A 19,106-nucleotide genomic window follows, 5' to 3' on the forward strand; every position below is an offset into this window, starting at 1 on the left:
TCATGAACGCGAGCGTAGCGCTGCAGTGCTGATGCTTAGCTACCAGTGGAAATATCCAAATATATCCTGTTGACTATAATTTATAGTCAGCAGGATGTATTTGGATATTTACCAGGATCCGCACGCTTGGTGGTGCTTTCGCAGAAATGGCCCACAATGTCACGCTGATGCAAAATTGACCATCTGCCGACTTGGCGATTCAATGCCTCATAAGTATTCAGTCCTAAGTCAGACCTGCTAACGCTTGACGAAGTAGAAGCTTGGGTCAGCGAAAATGTAGCCGATGGGTCAATGATGCATCAGCAGTAACAACCATGAACGGCAGAAAACGTCCAAAACGTCGGCCAGAAAGCACTGGCCGCAACGCCAGTGCCTCTGCACAAAAGCCCTGCTGTCTAGTTCAAGTTCAGCCGCTTGCGTGTCTCGTCGCTCATGAAGATATCGTAAATATGCCGATACTCGCGGGCCTGGGTCTCAATCGCCGTTACCTTGTGATACCGAATTGAGTCGTGCACAACAATTACCTTGGTAGGTGGCTTAAACGGATTGTCCAATTCTACCTCGACCACAACGGGGGGCTTTTCGTCGCCAAGTCTTTCAGCATCGGCCTCCGGCGGCGGTACATAGGCAAGGCGGCTTGCCTCGGGGAACAAGACTACGTTGGTACCCGTCTCGCCCGTCTGCACGGATGGGAAGACCAGACCGTCGACCTGCTTGCCAAAGCGCAGCCGTAAGTACTCGAACACCACCTGGGTCGAAAGATAGCTCAGCTCATCATTACGAGCCTTTGGCCTCGACATCTTTTTCACAAGTGACCCCAAGAATACCTTGCGGTGTAGTGCATCACGAAACCCCACGTCCAAGAGCTTCAGATCCGGGGGTTCAACTTGGTTTAGGGCCGTGAGGTCCAGGAGCTTCAGTTCGGCGACTGGAGTCAGCGCTGCGCTCACTACGTGATCCCCCGTAATGGAGCGGATTTCGCTCAGACAGGTCTCTCGCTCCAGCGCGCAATAGAGAGCGGAAATTCCGTTCGGCGTCATCCTTTGACTGCTTGCCATGAACCTCGGAGTTGGGCCGAATTGACCAGCGGGATCATTGATTATTTTCTCTGCTTCGCTGAAGCCTTTAGCAAGACGCGCACGGTACATCAAGTCGCCATTTATTATGGTCCGGATGGCTTCAGGCTTAAGTCCTTCGTCATCGGCGACCAACATAGAAAAAACCGAGTCGAGAAATTTTCCGGCATTCGGGTTGAAGAAACGGTGCGTGTACTGCACACCCTCAACGAACTGGTCCCAAAGACCTTCGTAGGAGTTCACCTCCATCGCGTCATCTTCGCCATAAAAGTGCGTAGTGTCGCCGACATCATCTAGATTGAATTCGGAGGGAACGCCGTTACGCAAATCGTCGAAATACGATTCATTTCCGAGATCCAACCATTCCGAGAGAACAATGTCTATTTCTGCAATGGGGAACAGTTCAACCCTGGCCCCATACATCATGCTGAGCTCGTATTCCGAGAGATCCTCCTTACGGGCAATATTCTCGCTAACCCGGGCATAGACGTATTCAAATAGAACCTGGGCCTCAATAGCCGTCCCACGGCGCTGGCAATATTTGCATTCAGCTTCCTGACTGTGCGTATCGAACAGCTTCTTGAGAGCTTCCGGAGTGACGCATTCAATACAAATCATCGCTGCTTCCTGAAGATTCTTTTTCCCATGCATGCCTGGAGACACTTACTTAGCAAAGCTGGCAGCGCGCGTGTAACCGCAAAAAGCGGCAGCTGATTGCTAAGGTAACCTCCTTCAGGGATCATTTGAACAGACACTCCAAGGAGGGCGAAGCCACTCATGTCCCCAGATAAATCGCTTGTCGCTGCCCTTCAAACGCTGTGGGACATCCCGCCACCGGGTCCACATAATCTCTGGAGCAGCCGGGAGTTCGTCGCACTTAAGGAATTGCTCACCAAGCGTTACCGCAGCGGAAAGTCCACCTTCGGGCTGGAGCCCTCCATTGGCAATGCGCTTAGGTCGCTGGGTCTACCATGCAGCACCTCCCATCTACTCAACCAGCCCAGGCCGGAAATGGAGAAGGTGGCCGCCGCGTTAGCTCACGAGTTCCAACGGACTACCACTAGGCGGCGATACCTCTGCCCGCTCGATATGGCCGATGAGCTCCCGTCCTTCCAGTTTGGCAATGCCCGTATGGGTCGATTCGATGCTGCCGAACTTGAGGTTTTGTTCAATGCGCCCCGCTTAGAGCGCTGTTATCCCGGCATACGGCTGGACGCTCGGCGTCTGTCCCAGTTTCATTGGCTGGTCGTAGAGGAAGACGTATCTGTTCGCAGCGAATCCGGCGATCGCCAGTTCTCCTGGCTTGACCTCCCCATCGGAAAGGATCTGGGCGAGATCGTTCCCCATCGCGGGCGCTTCCCCGCGGAGGTGGAGAGCGCACTGTTCTTTCTGCTGCTGGCGCCATGGGAAGACTGGGCAGAGATGACCGATGTGGACTGGCGTGGTTTCCAGCTGCCTTGGGTCTACACCGTCGATGATGACCTATGCGCTTTCCCGCAACCGCCGCCGCCACCTGAGCGGCTGTCGTGGGAACCATGTTCCTACCAAGTGGACCACGACGAATGGGAGGAATCTGAGTGCCCAATGTGGCTGCGAACCTGGGCAACCGCCAAGGATGTACGGCAGGCACTGGAAGCCAGGTGGGGGCTAATGCAAGCAGCGAGTGTTCAGGCATCGGAACTTTTCTCAACGCCGGTGGAGCATTTCCTGGTTCGTGCGTTCCTTTCCGATGGCATCGATGAAGTGATGGCGCACCTCATCATGATCGAGGCCGCGTTTGGCGCGGAGGCAGACCACAGACGCAAGTTGCGACTGACAGGCGATAATTACGACGAATCGCCGACACGTAGGGTTGCGGCAAGACTGAGCGCCGCCATAGTCGAGCCGGGCGCAGCAGAGGAGTATCTGGACCTTTACGACATGCGTTGTACCTACGTTCACGGGCGCCCTGAAGGTCGTATCATCTCCACCCAACAGCGGGTCTTGGCGCGTCGCCTTGCACGCAAAGCGGCAAACGCCTTGGTTGGCCTAGCGCAAGCACAGCAGTCCCGCGAAATCGTACTGCTCGACTTGCTCAATCGCGGCGTGAAGAACCTCCCTCCCAAGCCGTGACCATGCCGCTTTGCCACGGGACTGAATTGCACACGGCGGTATGGGGAATGGAACTTGCGGGAAGAAAGGTCAAGAAAAGGGCGTTTATGCGGTGTATCGCGAATGTCCGCATTGGGTCGTTCTTTGCCCGGAATGTCTACGAATCGTACTGGTAAAATCCGATGCAAATGATTGGTCAGATTGAATGCAAATGTGTGGGCAAGTCCTTGCAATGTTCCAGCAACGCGATTTTTCGGAAATCATTGCGACAATTAGCTACCGTTGGCTGCCTTTTACATTGATTTAATCGATACCACTTCCACGTATCGATATTTTATTTTGGCTACTCTGAACGCTTCTTGCTCTGCCAGAAGGGTACTCAGGGTATCCGCTTCATGGACTATCTCGTATGTCTTGCCCTCAAACTCATTGCCAACGCGCAGAGTTACCTTAAGACGGGGCGTGAACGCCTTAGCGACCTTTTTCTTCTGATGTAGGTCCACTAGTTGAGCGGGTGCGATGTCCGACTGGGACGCTTCTACCGGCGCGACACTGATTTTTTCTGCTGGCGTGGTGTTACCGAAGAGTGCTATGCGCATCTCTTCCTCAGTCAATTCTGGGCTCATGTGATTTCCTGTGGATGCTATTTAACTAGCCTAACTCTACCAGTTTGATCCAGTGGGCGCGGCACAACGGCCATGATCCATACGGCTATTTAAGGTGTCCTCACGCGTCCGCCGAGCACAGCGGGCGAGTGATGTTTCCGAATCCCGACATGGCTCCTTTCCTGAATAGACGCCTCAAAAGGATGGCAGGCGCTATTTTTCTTCGGAGGAGGGGAAACCACGATTTCTTTCCTTGATGGGCCCATCGGCAAGCACTTTCCCGCAGTTGCCGCTCAACGTTTCAAGGTACAAGGCCGACTGGGGACGACCTTGTACCTCGAATTATTGAAGCCTAGGGGAGGTTATCAGTCGGCCCCTAGTCACAGCTCATCAAAATGCTCGGTGCAGTAGAACGTTGATCCGAGTGCGTGCTCAGCCGGTTCGTCGCAGAAGTCACAAGATTGCCCCTGCAGATCATGACTGAACTGACACTCTGGGCAGCGGCAGTCATCTGGATCGAATTCGGCATCGACCCATTCGAACTCGCCTTCCACGAACTCCCTTTCACAGTCCGCACAAAAGAAGCTCTCTGCGTCCTCTTCCGGTTCCTCGGGAGCAATGTCGAAAGATACGTTGCTCATGTGCGTACCTCCCATTGGATACGGGCTTCCCGCGCATGTGGTGCACCGAGATCTTCCGCCCTGTAAAGCAGGTCTGATGCGCGGCCCATGTCGCGCTCCACTCCTAAACCGAACACCAGACTGCGGGCCTGATTAACCATCGCAAAAGCTGATCCTAAGTCAGCGGCGTTTGAGAATAGCTCCCACGCCCGCGAGTAGTTGCAATCACCGCACAGCCCGTTGAATTCTATGGACCCTAGGGCGTTGATGGCTTCCATTTGGTCGTGATCAGCGGCGCGCTCAAACCAGAGCTTTGCCTCGGCAGGATCGAGAGTCGCGCCTTCCCCATTGAGATACATCAGGCCAAGGTTGAAGGCTGCGTCAGGTTCGCCAGCCACTGCTGCGATCCTGAAAAGCCGACGGGCTTTCGTCAGATTCTGCTTGATCCCATTGCCCGATAAGAAGCACAGACCCAAATTATAAATAGGGGTGAGTTGGTTCAACTCGCGAGCCGAGCGCGCCGCTATACGGTACATAGCGAACGTCTCGGGAGTCGATACCCCGCCATTTTCCATATCTAGTACAGTGGCAAGCGCGTTCACGCTGTGGTCATCTCCCAGCTTGACCGCTTGGGCGAGTAGCTTGACGGCCCGGCTATGATCAGCAGGTACGCCGTTTCCATTCAGATAGATCATGCCAAGGCAGCCAATGGATGCTGCTACCTTGCCTTCCGCTGCCAGCTCAAAATGCCGAATGGCATCGGGGATGCTTTTGGCAAAGTTTGGTCCCCCTGCCAGATGCATACGGGCGATGTTGTGATGGGCCATCGAAATGCCGCGGTCGGCAGCCGCCTGGTAATGGATCGATGCGCGCGTGAAGTCTTGGGCCATACCCAAGCCCTCACTAAACATCCATCCCAGATTGAAGTTTGCAAGTGGATGACCCAGGTCGGCTGCTTTTTGAAGATGATCAAAGGCAAGCTTGTAGTCATTTTTCCAGAGCGCTGTCAGACCCAGTTGGAAGCTGAGATCACCCTCACCTCTGCCTGACCTGTCATCGGCGATCGAATTGTCAGTGGGACGATGTGCTACCCATTTTGCGCCAAGCACATCGCAGCAAACCCCGAAGCGCACTGGAGATCGGTTGCACACCGCCCAGTAGCCATCGCCCATGGGCTTGATATATGGTTCTATTGAAAAAAAGGTGTCGCGCCACATCCCGTCGATGTTTTGTTCGTCGAAAGCAGCCTGGAAGGCTTCCTGCCAGATCGAAATGCGTTCGGATGGATTCAGCTTGAAGTTGGCAGGAAGAGGCCAGCGCCAAGCCTGGCTTGGCATCTCCAACCCATAAGCCTCTTGGATTGCTGACGCAACTCGCTTGCACAGCGTTCCGTCCACCGGAATAGGGCAGTTCTCTAGGTGTTCTATCAGCTTGTTGCTGGGCTTGTTTGCGATTGACTTGGCCATCAGTTCACGTACAGCACTGAGCCTGACGTCTGAGGGAAGACCGCGAGTTTGAAGGTATCGGTATGTTGCGTTTACGAAGGAACTGAACTGCTCTTTGCTGCTGATCATTTTTAACTCCGATATCAATCCCCCTCCCCAGATATCGAGTTAGATCTATAGCAAGACTTGGGCGAGCAGCCCGAGATGCTGGAATGTGGAAGGAGATTCGGTGGGAGGGACCCAGGCTCACCTTAAGCTCTTCGAGCCGCTTAGCCTGTGCTCAGCAGCGTAGAGCAGATTGGGTGGTGAATCAACTGAGAATTTAAGTGTTAGGTTGGCTCCCATACCGCGAATCTACCTTCCAGTCGTTGACGTGGGGCAAGATCATTCGCCGATCTAAATGCACCAGAGAAGTGGATTAAGTTTTCAACGCAAAGTCGACCTCAAAGGACTGGTTATCACGTGTTTTCGCGCCACCCACAGGTTCGACTAAGCAAACAAGGTGGTCTGACTCGGGTTTTCACCAACCCACGGAACTTTGTTTGGGATAGGCGTTTGATGATCCGAAATGGATGGGCAACCGGGTGTTTTGCCTGATAGGACGTGCAGCAGAGCAAATCCCTGCCCTCGTTTCGCTTATTGGATCGACTCACCCGTTGCCGCATTGAGAGATCGCTGCAGCTGAACCTCACAATCACAGCTCACAGAAACCTCCTTTTATATCGCTACTGGGGACGGTGCAATGGCGATTAGACGGGCGTCGATCGCGTGACCTGCTGCCATGTCAGAGATCGGTGACCATGGTCCCAAGCCTGAGGACGAGATTAGTCTAACTGACAAAAGACAGGGAAAATGAGCATCTTTAGGCGGCGGTCCCCCTGTGTTAGGTCCCCCAATAAAGTATCCTACGAGTATTGATAAAGCCTGCCACGAGGCTTGGGGTAAGTAGGATGAAGGTTTTGTTTGACACCCGCAGGATCCAGAAGCTAGGGCGCGTTTCGCTTAGCGAGCAATTGCTGAGGAATGCCGGCTTACACGAAGGCGACCAAGTAGATATTTACTTTGATGCCGCCACGAAACGCATCATTATCGAGCCAGCAGCTCAGAGCAACGACCAAGCTGCTTCGGAGAAATTGGCCCCAGGGAGGAAAGGTTGATGTCGAGCATTCAACGACGAGATGAGCGCTTCTCGGGACATGAGTCCTTCGTTTGCCGTTACGGATGGCTGCCAAAGCTACACCAAGCAATTATCAGCAACCCCCTTGCGCTGAAGGATGAAGCTCAGGCGACGATTACGCTGGGCATTGGCCGCAACATGGTCAAGTCGATTCAATTTTGGGGTGAGGCTTTCGGGATAGTCGATGGCCGCGATTCTTCTGGCCTGCAATCCGGTCCGATTGGAAGCTTGCTGCTTTCGAAAGATGGTTGGGACCCTTTCCTCGAACAGCCTGAGTCGCTTTGGCTGCTTCACTGGTGGATTTCATCTCACGCGGAGATTGCAGTTTGGAATTTGGTCTTCGGGAGCGCAACGTATTCCCGTTTTGATCGAAAGACACTCATCGCGGGTCTCGAGAATCAGGCATCCGCTAGTAACAAAAAGCTGGCGGTCTCCACCCTTGAGCAGCATTCAAGCATTTTCCTGCATTCGTACAAGCGGGAAGAGTCTGCAGGTGATGATACCTCGTGGTGTCCACTGCAAGATTTGGGACTTTTTGAAGAGGTCACTGCCGACGACGGCAGAACTGTTTACCTAGTAGGTAGAAATGCTCCCTTAGGTCTATCTCCAAGAGTTTTCCTTTTTTCCTTGATTGATTACTTCGAACGTCAAAATACCAACTCTCTCAGTCTCACCAAGATTGTTCATGGTGAATTCAGTCCCGGTAGCGTTTTCAGGTTGGATAACTTTCAAGTGAGTAGCTTGATAGAAGGTGTAGAAAAAGAGTTTGGTGGCGTTGTGCGATTTATTGATACCGCTGATACCCAGCAAATTATTCTGGATACAACTTTAGCGCCCGCTTGGGCTGATTGCTTGCTGGGTGTGGGAGAAGAATCGAATGTCTGACCGACTGATAGATCACCTTGAGCTGGACTCCAAATTCCTGCGCTCCATTTCGCTGACTAGGGATTTGCGGTCACAAGATTCGCTCGATAGTTATCTGATCACTCCTGCTGTCTTGGCAGTGCTTCGCCAGATTGGCGGCGCGTTGAAGTCGGGTAGCGCACAACGCGCCTGGAAACTCATTGGGCCCTACGGCAGTGGTAAGTCGGCGCTAGGGTTGCTGCTCGCCCGTTTGTTAGAAGGGCAAAAGAGCTCTCATGCAATTTACAAACAGCTCATTGAGGCCTCTACAGAAGTCGCTGAGCTTTTCCCACAAGGGCAAAATCGCTTTGCACTGGCAATAAGCGGTTCGCGCGTATCGTTGGGTGACGCGTTAGCACAGTCTATTCTCGAAGCGCTTGAGCACCTGCCAAAAAGCAAGCTGGCTACTGAGCTTAAGCGCCAGTTGGATACGAAAGCTCAGACCTATCGTGACGTACCCCTTAACGCAGCGACGAGTAGATTGCTGAATGACTTTGTTCTAATCACCAAAGGTGCTGGATGTTCCGGTGTCCTATTGCTGATTGACGAGCTTGGCAAATTCATCGAGTACGCAGCTCTAAATCCGGAAGCCGGCGATTTGATGTCTCTGCAGCAAATCGCTGAGGTCGCATCTCATCCTACGGACGATGGTCTACTAGTCATATCAATGCTGCACCAGCACTTTGATGCTTATGCCACAGGTGTAGGTCGGACGCTTTCCGATGAGTGGCATAAGGTCTCAGCACGCTTCGATGAAGTGCCTTTTGATGAGCCGGTCGAACGGTATGCGCATTTCGCTCTTCATGCCCTAGGCGCGGATGGAACCATTACTGAGTCGGTTGCCCTGAAAAAAGATGCCCGGAGCATCTACAAGCAAGCAATTGATTTCAACTTTTTCCGCGGAACTGGTGAGAGTGAGCTGTTCGCTCAGGCAGAGCGCCTGTACCCATTGCACCCAGCAGCTCTGGCTTGCTTAGCGGTCATATCTAAGCGATTTGGTCAGAGCGAGCGTTCATTTCATGCATTCATGCGTGGATATGAGTCCGGAGCGCTGAGAGACTTCGCGGAGCATAATATTGTCGACCATTCTTCTTGGTATGGAATGAGCGAGCTTTTTGACTACCTCACGACAGGGGTAGGGCTTCGCTTCCGTGATCTTGAAGCTGAACGACGCTGGGATTTCGCTCGCTCTGTCGTAGAGCGTAATGACGCGGAGATGACGGCTTTACAGCTTGAATTACTCAAGTCGATTGCCGTCATCGAGCTGGTCGCTCAAGTCCTCCATGTGGTGTTGACCGTTGAGCTCCTTAGATTTGCTATGGGGGAAGACCTTGGAGCTATCTCTGAAGCTTTGAGTGAGCTAACTGCCAAAAGAATCCTAGTACATCGTCCTGCGAGTCATGATTATGGTTTTGCCGTCAGTCACGCTATCAACGTCGAGGCTTTATACGAGGAAACGATGCAGCGCTCGGCTGATGAACTGATGTTCAATGGCGTTTCACAAGCCCTATCTGAAAGAAGCGTTATTGCAAGTCGTCACTATCAGCAGACAGGAACAATCCGCTCGGTAAGAGTGACTGCAGGCACGTCGGATAGAATTGCGCAGTCCATCGGTAATCATGGTCGCCATGATGGCAGCGTGGGGCTGATATTTGCAGACGCCGAATCGTCTGCTTTAGTCGGTGCTGCTGAAGAGGTAGCTCGCTCTACTGACGACGTTTTATCGCTTACCGCAATTGTCAAAGTCGGTCCGGATGAGCGTAATGCTCTCATTGAATACTCCCGCTGGTTGATGGTTCATGACCAGGTCAAGCTTAGTCATTTGGATCCCTGGACTGAGCGCTATGTCGAGTCGAGGTTCAGCACGGCACGTGAGCGTGTTAGCCGACTGGTCTTGGCATTGCTGAACCGGCAAGCAAAAGGGTCGTCCGATATGCAGTATTGGCATAAAGGAAAGGTGATCGCCGATAGCGGAGCAATGAACCTTAGTCAAGCCGCCTCTTGGCTGTTCGATAAGGTTTACGAGGCGGCTCCGGCGATCAATAACGAATTGATCAACAAAGAGAAGCCCTCATCTGCAATCAATGCAGCTCGGCAGCGTCTATTTGACCTGCTGGATAAAAAGGCTGATTCAGAGCTGCTAGGTATCGTCGACTTCCCACCCGAACGATTGCTCTACAGCTCTCTGCTTCAATCCACTGGACTGCATCGTAAAGGGGCTGGCGGCCGTTGGTTGTTAACGGCACCGGACGGTAATTCTCCTGCCGGCATACGTAAAGTTTGGGCTGAGCTTGATAAGCAACTGATGATTGACGGGCAGGTCACTTTTGCTGAGGTCATTTCAAGTCTGGCACTACCGCCGCTAGGGGTCCGAAATGGGCCGGCCAGCGTGTGGTTCATGGTTTACCTTCTTGTTAACAAGGAGTCGTGCGCGATTTTCGAACGAGGAAGTCTGATACTGGAGTTGACCTCCGATCATCAGCAACGGATGTTCAGGAGCCCTCACACCTTTAGCTTCCGCCGCTTCGACATTGCAGCAGAGCGCAAAGATCTGATCAAAGATTATGCAAAGGCATTTGGAGCGGTAGGTGTGCAGTTGGGGTTGAACGCATCTTACCTGGATGCTGCGCGGGAGCTGATCCGCTGGTACGGGCGTCTCCCGCAATATTCGCAAGAGACACTGCGACTTACAAACCAAACCAAAGCCCTTCGCGACGTAATCAAAAGAGCAACCGACCCGGTTTCTTTGCTCGCCATTGATATGCCGCGCGTGGTGATGGCTGGGAAGGGGAAGGACGCTAGTAGCTTCCCCGATCTGCTGGCTAAAAGCCTCACTGAGCTTGGTATGGCATACCGACGGTTGCAGGACGAGGTTAGCTTTTCCATGGCTCAGGCTTTTGAGATCACAGGCCCTCTGAAGGCCCTTCGATCGCAGCTCCAGGAAGAGTGCGCCGATACCGCGCAGTCTCTTGCCGAGGTAGATCTTAAAGCCTTCATCATGCGCTGTTCGGACATCACCCTGACTGACGACAAGTGGATGGATTCCATTGCGAGTGTTGTAGTTCATAGACCCTTAGATATCTGGAAAGACAGTGACGCTCCGATATTTGCGGAGTCCGTCCTTGAGCTATGCGGGCGCTACAAGCGCTGGCTTAGGGTCGCTATGCGTAAAGGCGAGTTTGAGCGTCAAGCGCAACGCTTCGTCGGGGTGACTTTGACTCTCCCCAGTGGCGAAGAGGCAGCGATGCTATTGACCTCTGATCATGAGACCAAGATCATGGCCAATAGCCTGCTAGAGACCCTCACTAAGCAAGTGGGCGGCAATTTGAATTTGGCCGCGTCAGCCCTTGCTCAAGCGTTGCTGCAATTGCAGCAGGGCTCCACCGAACACGATGAGAATGAGCTAAGCGATGAGCAACGAACCGCGGGTTAGACACATCCTTAGCCTTTCAGGGGGCAAGGACAGCGCAGCGTTAGCGATTTACATGCGAGATCGTGTGCCCGAAATGGAGTACATCTTCAGCGATACCGGTAAAGAGCTGCCCGAGACTTATGACTATTTGCAGCGCCTGGAAAATTACCTCGGGAAGCCGTTGCATCGTTTGAATGCTGATCTCGGTTTCGACCACTGGTATGACATGTATGGAGGGATGATTCCCTCCAATCATCGTCGTTGGTGCACGAAAATGCTCAAGCTTAAGCCTTTTGAGGACTTTTGCGGCGACCAACCAATAATCAATTATGTTGGGCTCCGTGCTGATGAAAATCGCACGGGGTACATCAGCCATAAGACAAATATCGAAGCTGTTTATCCGTTCCAGGAAGACGGGTTGATCCTGCGCGATATTGAAGAGATTCTTCGAGTTTCTGGGGTTGGGATGCCCCCCTACACAAAGTGGGGAAGAACACGCTCTGGATGCTACTTTTGCTTCTATCAGCAAAAAATCGAGTGGGTGAAGTTAAAAGAAACACACCCTGATTTGTACGATAAGGCTAAAGAGTATGAAGTTCCATTTGAAAAAACAGGTAACTTCTTTACTTGGAGTCAAGGAGAAAGCCTTGCGGAGCTTGAACAGCCGGAGCGTATGGCTCAGATCAAGCGTGACCATGCCCTTCGGGTAGAACGAATGTCTCAGCGTAAGGACAACTCAACATTAATTGCAGTATTTTCAGATCTTGACTCGACTGAGGTACCGGATGACGATGATGATCAGGGGTGTCTAGTCTGCTCGTTATAAAAGGAATTTAAAATCATGTCTTTTGAAATAACTGCAAGGACTATTTTGCATCTAGGGGCTGATCTGATTTCGTCAGATGCCGTAGCCTTATACGAGCTTATAAAAAACTCGATAGATGCAAAATCTACGACAGGTGTCGATGTTGTATTTGAGATTGTTATTAGATCATCAGATGTGTCGACTGTGTTAGATATGATCGAAAGCCGCGATGGAGTAACGCTTGAGATACTAAAGGCAGAGACAATAAATCGTATACTAATTAATGCTCCCGACGAATTAAAAGAAAAATTTGTGGCGGCCGTGCAGAGTGCAAAATCAATCGCGGATTTTAAGCTAAAGATTACTGAAGCTTATAGGTGGTGTAATAGAATTGTAGTTTCGGACTCCGGTCACGGAATGTCTCACGATGACCTTAAATACGTATTTTTAACAATAGGTACAACGAGTCGAGCGAAAGCAGTAAATGACTCGCTGAGCGCCGGTAATGAAAAATCACCTTACCTTGGTGAGAAAGGTGTTGGACGCCTATCTGCGATGCGCCTAGGAAAGCATTTGCGCATTGAGACCGCAACTGTCGAAGATGATCGAACGAATATATTGGTTATTGATTGGAGTGAGTTTGAACGTGCCTATGATAAGCCTGCCAGCAGTGTAAAAATTACGCCAGAGTTCGGTGAGCGTAAAAAGCGTGGGGTTTCATTCACTAGAGTGATAATTTCGGATATTTCGGCAGCGTGGACGGCTGATCGGCTATTAAATATCGCTAGAACCCAGATATCACGGATGATGGACCCTTTTTCGTGGGCCGAAAAACGTCGCTTTCAAGTTCGACTTGAATTTAACGGCACTGCAGTTGATCAGGTTAAAGTAGTTGCCAAGGGATTGTTAGATAACGCTCACGGTAAGTGCTCTGGCCGGTATGAAATAGTCTCGGGCTCACCGAAATTGACTGTGAATATAGAGTCTAGCCTATATGACGGGCCAAAAACTGAGCATGTGTTTGACTTAAGCGACCTATATGCCCAATCGGGGTTAAAACAGAGTGGCCAACCACACTCTATACTAAAGACACTCGGCCCATTCACTTTTGAGTTTTATTGGTATAATAGGCAAAGATTGAAAGCCATGGAGGGTGTAGGGGATCGAGAAGCGGTAAGATCTTTAATCAAAGCATGGACTGGAATTTGTCTTTTTCGCGATGGATATCGAGTACTGCCGTATGGTGACGCGGGGGATGATTGGTTGGGCCTTGATCGCGAGGCACTCGCCGCCAGTGGATATAAACTGAATACTAAGCAGTTAATCGGGCGTGTTAATATCTCACGGAATAACAACCCCAAATTATTGGATCAAACCAATCGGCAAGGATTAAAGGATTGTCCAGAGAGTGAAGTTTTGGTCCAACTGTTAAATATCGTAGTTTCTAGATGGTGGCACGATTATCTTAATGATGCAGGTAAGGTACAGAAGCGCCAAACTGAATTAAGTTTTGATTCTATCAAAGAAAGCTCTGCCGTCGATACGCTGGAGCAAAGAACCAAGGCGACCCTAAAGGCTATTAGAAGAGATTTTGACGGTGATGCCAGGCTTTTGGAGCAAGTAAAGGATGCTTTCCTCGAGGTAAAGGAAGCGCACGCGCGTGCCGTTTTAAGAATTAGTACAGTTGAAGAGGAGAAGGATCGATTGACCCAATTGGCGGGTGTCGGGTTAATGGTCGAGGTTATTGCTCACGAGTTAACCCGTGCGACAGAGTTGACTCAGGTTACTCTGAAACGTATCGGGAAGAAGAGTGTGGATGAGGAAACTTCTGCTGCTTTCAAGGTGCTTGGTCAGCAAATAAAGGTTATTCAGAAAAGGCTTCATACATTAGAGCCTCTGTCCGTGAGCGCAAGGCAGAGACGTAGTAATATTAACATATGTGATGTGCTGACATATGTTCTAGATGCTCATACTGCTCAATTTGAACGTCATAGAATATCTGCGTCTATTGCCGCCAATTCTAAGATGGCCTCTGCATTCATAATTGAAGGCCATATGGTGCAAATTCTTGAAAACTTAATTAATAATTCAATCTACTGGATCGACGTATTTAGATGCGAGCATACCAATTTTCAAGGTGAGATATTTATAGAGATCCTTGAGTCGCCACTAAGAATTAAATACTCCGATAATGGCCCAGGTATACCTGCAGCGCGTCAAGAATCTGTGTTCGAGGCATTTTATTCCACGAAGAATACTTCCGTTTCCCGTCGTCAAGGGTTGGGTCTTTACATTGCAAGGCAGAATGCTGAAATGCTTGGTGGCGGGCTTTATCTCGTAGATGTAGGGCGATATCGAAGCGATCGTTTTAATACATTTGAACTTGAATTGAAGGAGTCAAAGGAATGAGTCTGACGGAGCTTTTTGCAAGTGTGGGAGTAAAAAACGCACATTTTATTGATGATGCTTTTGATCTAGCTCCAACCCAAGGACTATCTCAAGAAGACGTTCAGCACTTTATTAACAGAATTGATATTGAAGCACTCGAGAAAGTGGGAGAGCTTATTGGTATTGAAGGGATTACTGACGACGGTGCATTAGAAGCTCTTCAAGAACTTGAAAATACAATTTCCATTTTTAACGCACGAGAAGAATTCGGTGAGGCCGGTGAGTTATTATTTTCAGATTTTTTTAATGATCGTAGCGGAAAAAAATCAGACCTTGAAACTTTAATAACGTTCCTTGAAAAGAGTGGCGTAAACTCTGAGCGGTTTGGCGTTGACAATTATCAAGATTGTAAGTGCGAGCCGCAGCTTGTATTTATTGACTTGAGATTGCGTGAAAATGGCGCTCCCATTACCACAGCTGATGCTGTCACAGTTTATAAAAAAACTCGAGAAATGTTTCCGACTTGTAAGCCTTTTGTCTTTTTGATGTCAACGCTAACCACTCCCCTAAGAAATTTCCGTGAAAGTTTTTTTCTGGAGGCTCAGATTTTTGCTTCTCAATTTGAGGCTATTTCTAAGAAAAATTTTCGCGACGAAGACGAGATGCGGGCTGTATTTACAAATTATATTCGCTTCATGCCGGAATTACATCGCTTACACGATAGAATTGGCTTTATTGAAAGTGCAATAACTAAAGCGGCGGTAAATGTAGGTAATACCCTAAGAAGCTTGGATCTGCCCGATTACTTTGTACTTTTTCATAATACCGCAGCAATAGAAAAGGTCGGTTTAGGTACATACATATCCGATCTTTTGCTGGAGTATTTGGTAAACGAGGTTGAATCATCTTCAGAACTTTGGAATCTGGCCGCTGAGCTGGACGGCTGGAATTTGCAAAGCCTGCCTCGCTCTCGATTTGGTCTCACTTATGCAGCAGGTAAAATATACTCTGGTAATATATTGCATTCGAATTTCAGATTGGAGAGCGAAAACGCTAGAGGGTTGAGTACTAAAGATGGCTATTTCTATTTAGGAGATGTCTTCTTTTTAAAGGATGAGTATGCTTTAGGTAATCCTAAAAAAGCGTATGTTATTGCTACCCCCGCTTGTGATTTGGTTCGGCCGGAAAAGCTTAAAGAAAGAACAATATTTCTCTGTGAAGGGCGGGTGAAAAAAGTCACTCTTGCAACGACGCCTACGGGTGATGGTGGTATTCCTACAACTATCATCAGCAGCCCTAATGACGCGTTAAAGCAATTTTCAATCGACTGGAATAAGAAAAAGCTTCACACTTGGCATGCTGAAGAAATGTCCAAGTTTGAAACTGATGAATCAGGTTACGTGCGTGTGGGGCGATTGCGACCACTTTATGCAATCCAACTCCAACACGCGATCACAGCTGATTTAAGCCGTATTGGTGTTCAGCGTGCCCCCAACATGCTCCAACCTATGGGGGTTGGTGTCTGTGTATCAAATGGTGCGAAATGGATCGCTGTGGATAGCGAAGATGTTACTGAGCCGTGTGCCGCTGCAGTCGCTGACACTGAGGATGGTAAACAAGCTTTGTATATCATATCTGATTCTACTGTTCGGCGGATTCGGAAAAAAATCAAAGCTTGGTTGGATCGAAACTCCACGTTGCCGTCCGCTGTGATCCTTAGAAAACTAGTGGATGCTGAGGCTTTTGAGGAAAGATTGATGTATATGATCCACTCACGAGCGGAGGGCGTTGTACCTGAGGACGACTTGGTGAAACCAATGGTAGGCGTAGACGGTTTTACCGAAGACGAATGCGCTAAGATAGTCCTCGTCCGACCAGGGTCAACCACCGCATATGCGAAAGTAAACGGTGGCCGAGATGTAAGTCCCGAGCAAGATGCATTATTAGTTATTTCGCTTTTCAGAACTAAATAACTTTTTTCTGGATGAGCTTCCCCGCTGCGTCCACCGTAACGGCAGACTTTGACCACGGGGCATGTGTTTCGAGATGAACTTGCCCGAGGATGCTTGGCGATCGGACGTTAAGCTTGTGAGAAGTTGTGATTTGATAGTTTCTGCTGGCACCTCCTGTGTGCTCACGCCCGCTGCTGGCCCAAGCAACCGATGCCACGGCGATTCATGTCAATCTTGAGGACCTGGGGTTAGGCGGTGTGAATGAACAGGAGCAACACTTTTGTGAAAGGGTCGGCCAATCATAGATACCTCATTTGTATTAGTGTGGATCATGTTAGCGGCTAGCCCCGGCAAGTTCGAATGACGATGATTAACGACTAGTATTAGGTCGCATCTACAAGAACATGGATGAACCGCTCATGGGATTTCTTTCACAGCTTTATCGTTACCGCCAGCGCGAGCAGCGCAGCCCACTTGAGGATTACCTTACCGAGGCCTTGGCTGAATGGCTGCGGCACGCTACGCTTGCTGAAGAGTTAGCGGCAATCGTCGATAAGGTATTCCAGTTCGATAGGGTTGCACGGGCTCCTGCCAACGATTTGCTCGCGGTGAGGTGGGAAACTCAACACGTCATTGGCCATGGCCATGAAAGCGCGACTAACAAGCGACCCGATCTAGTAGGTCGGGGACCGGATATCTTCATCATCATCGAGAATAAAACCAGGGCGCCATTCACTGTGCACTTGGACGACGATGGTGTCGCCTATACAGATCAGCTAACCCTATACCAACGTTATCTGGATAAACGCCGCGAGACAATCAAGGGCATTGTCTTATTGACCTACGCCACACTACCCCCAAAGCACTGGATGGGATCTGTTTGCTATTGGAAAGAAGTAGCCCGCTATCTGTCTCAAACTCACAGACCCAAGGGCGGAAGCGCTCTAGCGTTCATGGCTAGTAACCTATTGGCTCTCATCAAGGACCAGAACATGAGTGGTACTCGCATTGATCTAGCAGATATCGTCGCATTACCGGCATTTGACCGCTTACAGGAAGGCATGAGGAAGCTGGGGGCGGTGGGCTTGAAATCACTGAGTGAGTCATTGAAGTCCGCAGGGGACGCGGTGCCTGCCGAGCTTCAGTTTAGAAAACCAACTGGCCCGCTTTCACCACCTGCTTTTTTTGGCGGTTCTCTGACACCTGCTGCGCGCGCAACCACCGACAGTAACCTAGTCCTGTTGTGCGGTGTCATCGCTAGACCAGCCTACGAGTTGATGCCGGCTCACACAGGCCTGCCCGACCTCATTGTAGGGATCGGCATTTGGAAGTATGCAGGCTGCCTAGAGCCTGAACAGCAGGCCTTACTTGAAGAGTTTGTGAGGTCGCTCAGTGACCAGCTCGGCTCACCCAACTGGCATCTGACTGTGCACGAACGTGATTCTTATGGACCTGTGATCGAAGTTAGCTCAAGGCTCAGCCTAATGGACGTTCATTACCTTGCCAAAGGCGGCGATTGGGACGATATTGCAAGCGACTTCTTTCATCAGCGCTGCGAGGCCATGCTGACAATACTTGCTTCGGTAACGGGTGATGGGATGGCTACAATGGAAAAGGCTTTGCATGCTATTACTGGCGAAGATATTTAAACAGTGCCAGACGCTGATATAGCGCTATAAAAGCGCTCCTCGCTCAGATCAAGTTGCCCAATACCTCTCTGGTGAGCACTACTCTGACGGCCCAGACGGTTGATGAGCTGAAGGCTGACGGTTAGCCAATCACCCGATTGCAAGATGTGACTTTTCCCATTGGCGAGCATCCTCGCTTCGCGCTACAGGGGCAAAATAGCGGGCATGCGGCCTGCCGAGGCATTCTGTCGTCGGCTAGATTTATTTAATCGTGCAAAAATTTTCTTAAAATAGCCGCCGAACGCTCAGAAAATATTCACGAAAAATCGCGTGTAACCACGATTTTTGGAGCTTACTGCTTATCCCCGCGCCGGTAATCGGTGTGATGGTCGTCGTGCGTTGTTCTTTCTGCTGCCGGTCGCTGTTCGTGGCAGCCTTAAGGTAAGCACATCAGCGAAGCGGGGGCTAGGGAAGTGTTCTGTCTCGCATCCTTCCAGGCCCAACTCTCGGCTGTTTTGCTTAGTTTTCCAAGCGAATCTCGTACCAGGTGGCTTGCTCAGGAGGAAGCATCTTCCCCAATCCCAAGTGTGCTGATTTCCCAAAAAAGTAACATCATGACTGGGTGAGGCATTTTGTGTGCCCCCTAGCCTCTTTTTTTCACTGCTCGTAAGTTGTGACAACCTTTATTCTTTCATAAACTCCCTCATATTATGTAAATGCGAAATTTGTGACAGCCTTTATTAATTCGTAGATGTTCGACGTCTGGCTGGACGCCGCTGACCGTAAGGGGGTTTGTGACAATCTTTATTCCTGCGACACAAGGGGCTGTTTCGACAGCCCCTTTTTACGTTCCGTGAATGATCGTTCCCACGCGGAGTGAACTGACCCCCAAAGGTTGGACACAACTTGGGGGTGTCATGGTTAAGTATACAGAACAGGCAAAACTCGCGGCGGTGCAGGACTATTGCGCAGGCAGTGCTGGCTTGAGGGATGTTGCACACCGT

11 protein-coding genes are annotated in these 19,106 nt (G+C 50.3%); 7 read left to right on the top strand and 4 right to left on the bottom strand.

What is annotated here, in order from left to right; translation table 11 throughout:
• Window positions 1-395: 395 nt before the first annotated feature.
• Window positions 396-1,727 (bottom strand): RES family NAD+ phosphorylase, encoded by a 1,332-nt coding sequence (locus tag TU82_RS24285; RefSeq protein ID WP_231982717.1) that lies wholly within the window; start codon window positions 1,725-1,727, stop codon window positions 396-398.
• 126 nt (window positions 1,728-1,853) lie between these two features.
• Here TU82_RS24285 and TU82_RS24290 point away from each other — a divergent pair, with 126 nt between their 5' ends.
• Window positions 1,854-3,188 (top strand): hypothetical protein, encoded by a 1,335-nt coding sequence (locus TU82_RS24290; protein ID WP_057725780.1) that lies wholly within the window; start codon window positions 1,854-1,856, stop codon window positions 3,186-3,188.
• A 272-nt stretch (window positions 3,189-3,460) separates the two neighbouring features.
• On the opposite strand, the gene TU82_RS24295 is transcribed toward TU82_RS24290, so the two are convergent.
• From TU82_RS24295 to TU82_RS24305, 3 genes are all read right to left on the bottom strand, one after another.
• On the bottom strand, window positions 3,461-3,793 hold the full coding sequence (locus TU82_RS24295; protein WP_057725781.1) for a hypothetical protein: 333 nt from the start codon (window positions 3,791-3,793) through the stop codon (window positions 3,461-3,463).
• A 359-nt stretch (window positions 3,794-4,152) separates the two neighbouring features.
• Window positions 4,153-4,413 carry a hypothetical protein gene (locus TU82_RS24300; protein WP_057725782.1) on the bottom strand — a complete coding sequence of 87 codons (261 nt, stop codon included), beginning with the start codon at window positions 4,411-4,413 and terminating at the stop codon, window positions 4,153-4,155.
• Window positions 4,410-5,966: a tetratricopeptide repeat protein gene (locus tag TU82_RS24305; protein ID WP_057725783.1), complete on the bottom strand. Its 1,557-nt coding sequence runs from the start codon at window positions 5,964-5,966 to the stop codon at window positions 4,410-4,412. Before TU82_RS24305 ends, TU82_RS24300 begins: the two co-directional genes overlap by 4 nt.
• Before the next feature lie 1,027 nt (window positions 5,967-6,993).
• On the opposite strand from TU82_RS24305, the gene TU82_RS24315 reads away from it, so the two are divergent.
• The 6 genes from TU82_RS24315 to TU82_RS29285 all read left to right on the top strand — a co-directional run bounded on the left by TU82_RS24315 (window position 6,994) and on the right by TU82_RS29285 (window position 18,123).
• Window positions 6,994-7,899 carry a DUF4007 family protein gene (locus tag TU82_RS24315; RefSeq protein WP_057725784.1) on the top strand — a complete coding sequence of 302 codons (906 nt, stop codon included), beginning with the start codon at window positions 6,994-6,996 and terminating at the stop codon, window positions 7,897-7,899.
• Window positions 7,892-11,350 carry a hypothetical protein gene (locus tag TU82_RS24320; RefSeq protein ID WP_057725785.1) on the top strand — a complete coding sequence of 1,153 codons (3,459 nt, stop codon included), beginning with the start codon at window positions 7,892-7,894 and terminating at the stop codon, window positions 11,348-11,350. The genes TU82_RS24315 and TU82_RS24320 overlap by 8 nt, the downstream gene beginning before the upstream one ends.
• Window positions 11,328-12,155 carry a phosphoadenosine phosphosulfate reductase family protein gene (locus TU82_RS24325; RefSeq protein WP_057725786.1) on the top strand — a complete coding sequence of 276 codons (828 nt, stop codon included), beginning with the start codon at window positions 11,328-11,330 and terminating at the stop codon, window positions 12,153-12,155. Before TU82_RS24320 ends, TU82_RS24325 begins: the two co-directional genes overlap by 23 nt.
• Window positions 12,156-12,170: 15 nt before the next feature.
• A complete protein-coding gene (locus TU82_RS28355; RefSeq protein WP_072024061.1) occupies window positions 12,171-14,543 on the top strand; it encodes a sensor histidine kinase in 2,373 nt (790 codons plus the stop codon).
• The gene (locus tag TU82_RS24335) at window positions 14,540-16,495 is read left to right on the top strand and encodes a hypothetical protein (RefSeq protein ID WP_057725788.1); all 1,956 of its coding nucleotides are present in this window, start codon (window positions 14,540-14,542) and stop codon (window positions 16,493-16,495) included. Before TU82_RS28355 ends, TU82_RS24335 begins: the two co-directional genes overlap by 4 nt.
• A 383-nt stretch (window positions 16,496-16,878) precedes the next feature.
• Window positions 16,879-18,123: a hypothetical protein gene (locus tag TU82_RS29285; RefSeq protein WP_231982716.1), complete on the top strand. Its 1,245-nt coding sequence runs from the start codon at window positions 16,879-16,881 to the stop codon at window positions 18,121-18,123.
• Window positions 18,124-19,106 lie beyond the last annotated feature (983 nt).

The organism is Pseudomonas orientalis (genome assembly GCF_001439815.1).
In the GTDB taxonomy this organism is placed as follows: domain Bacteria; phylum Pseudomonadota; class Gammaproteobacteria; order Pseudomonadales; family Pseudomonadaceae; genus Aquipseudomonas; species Aquipseudomonas orientalis.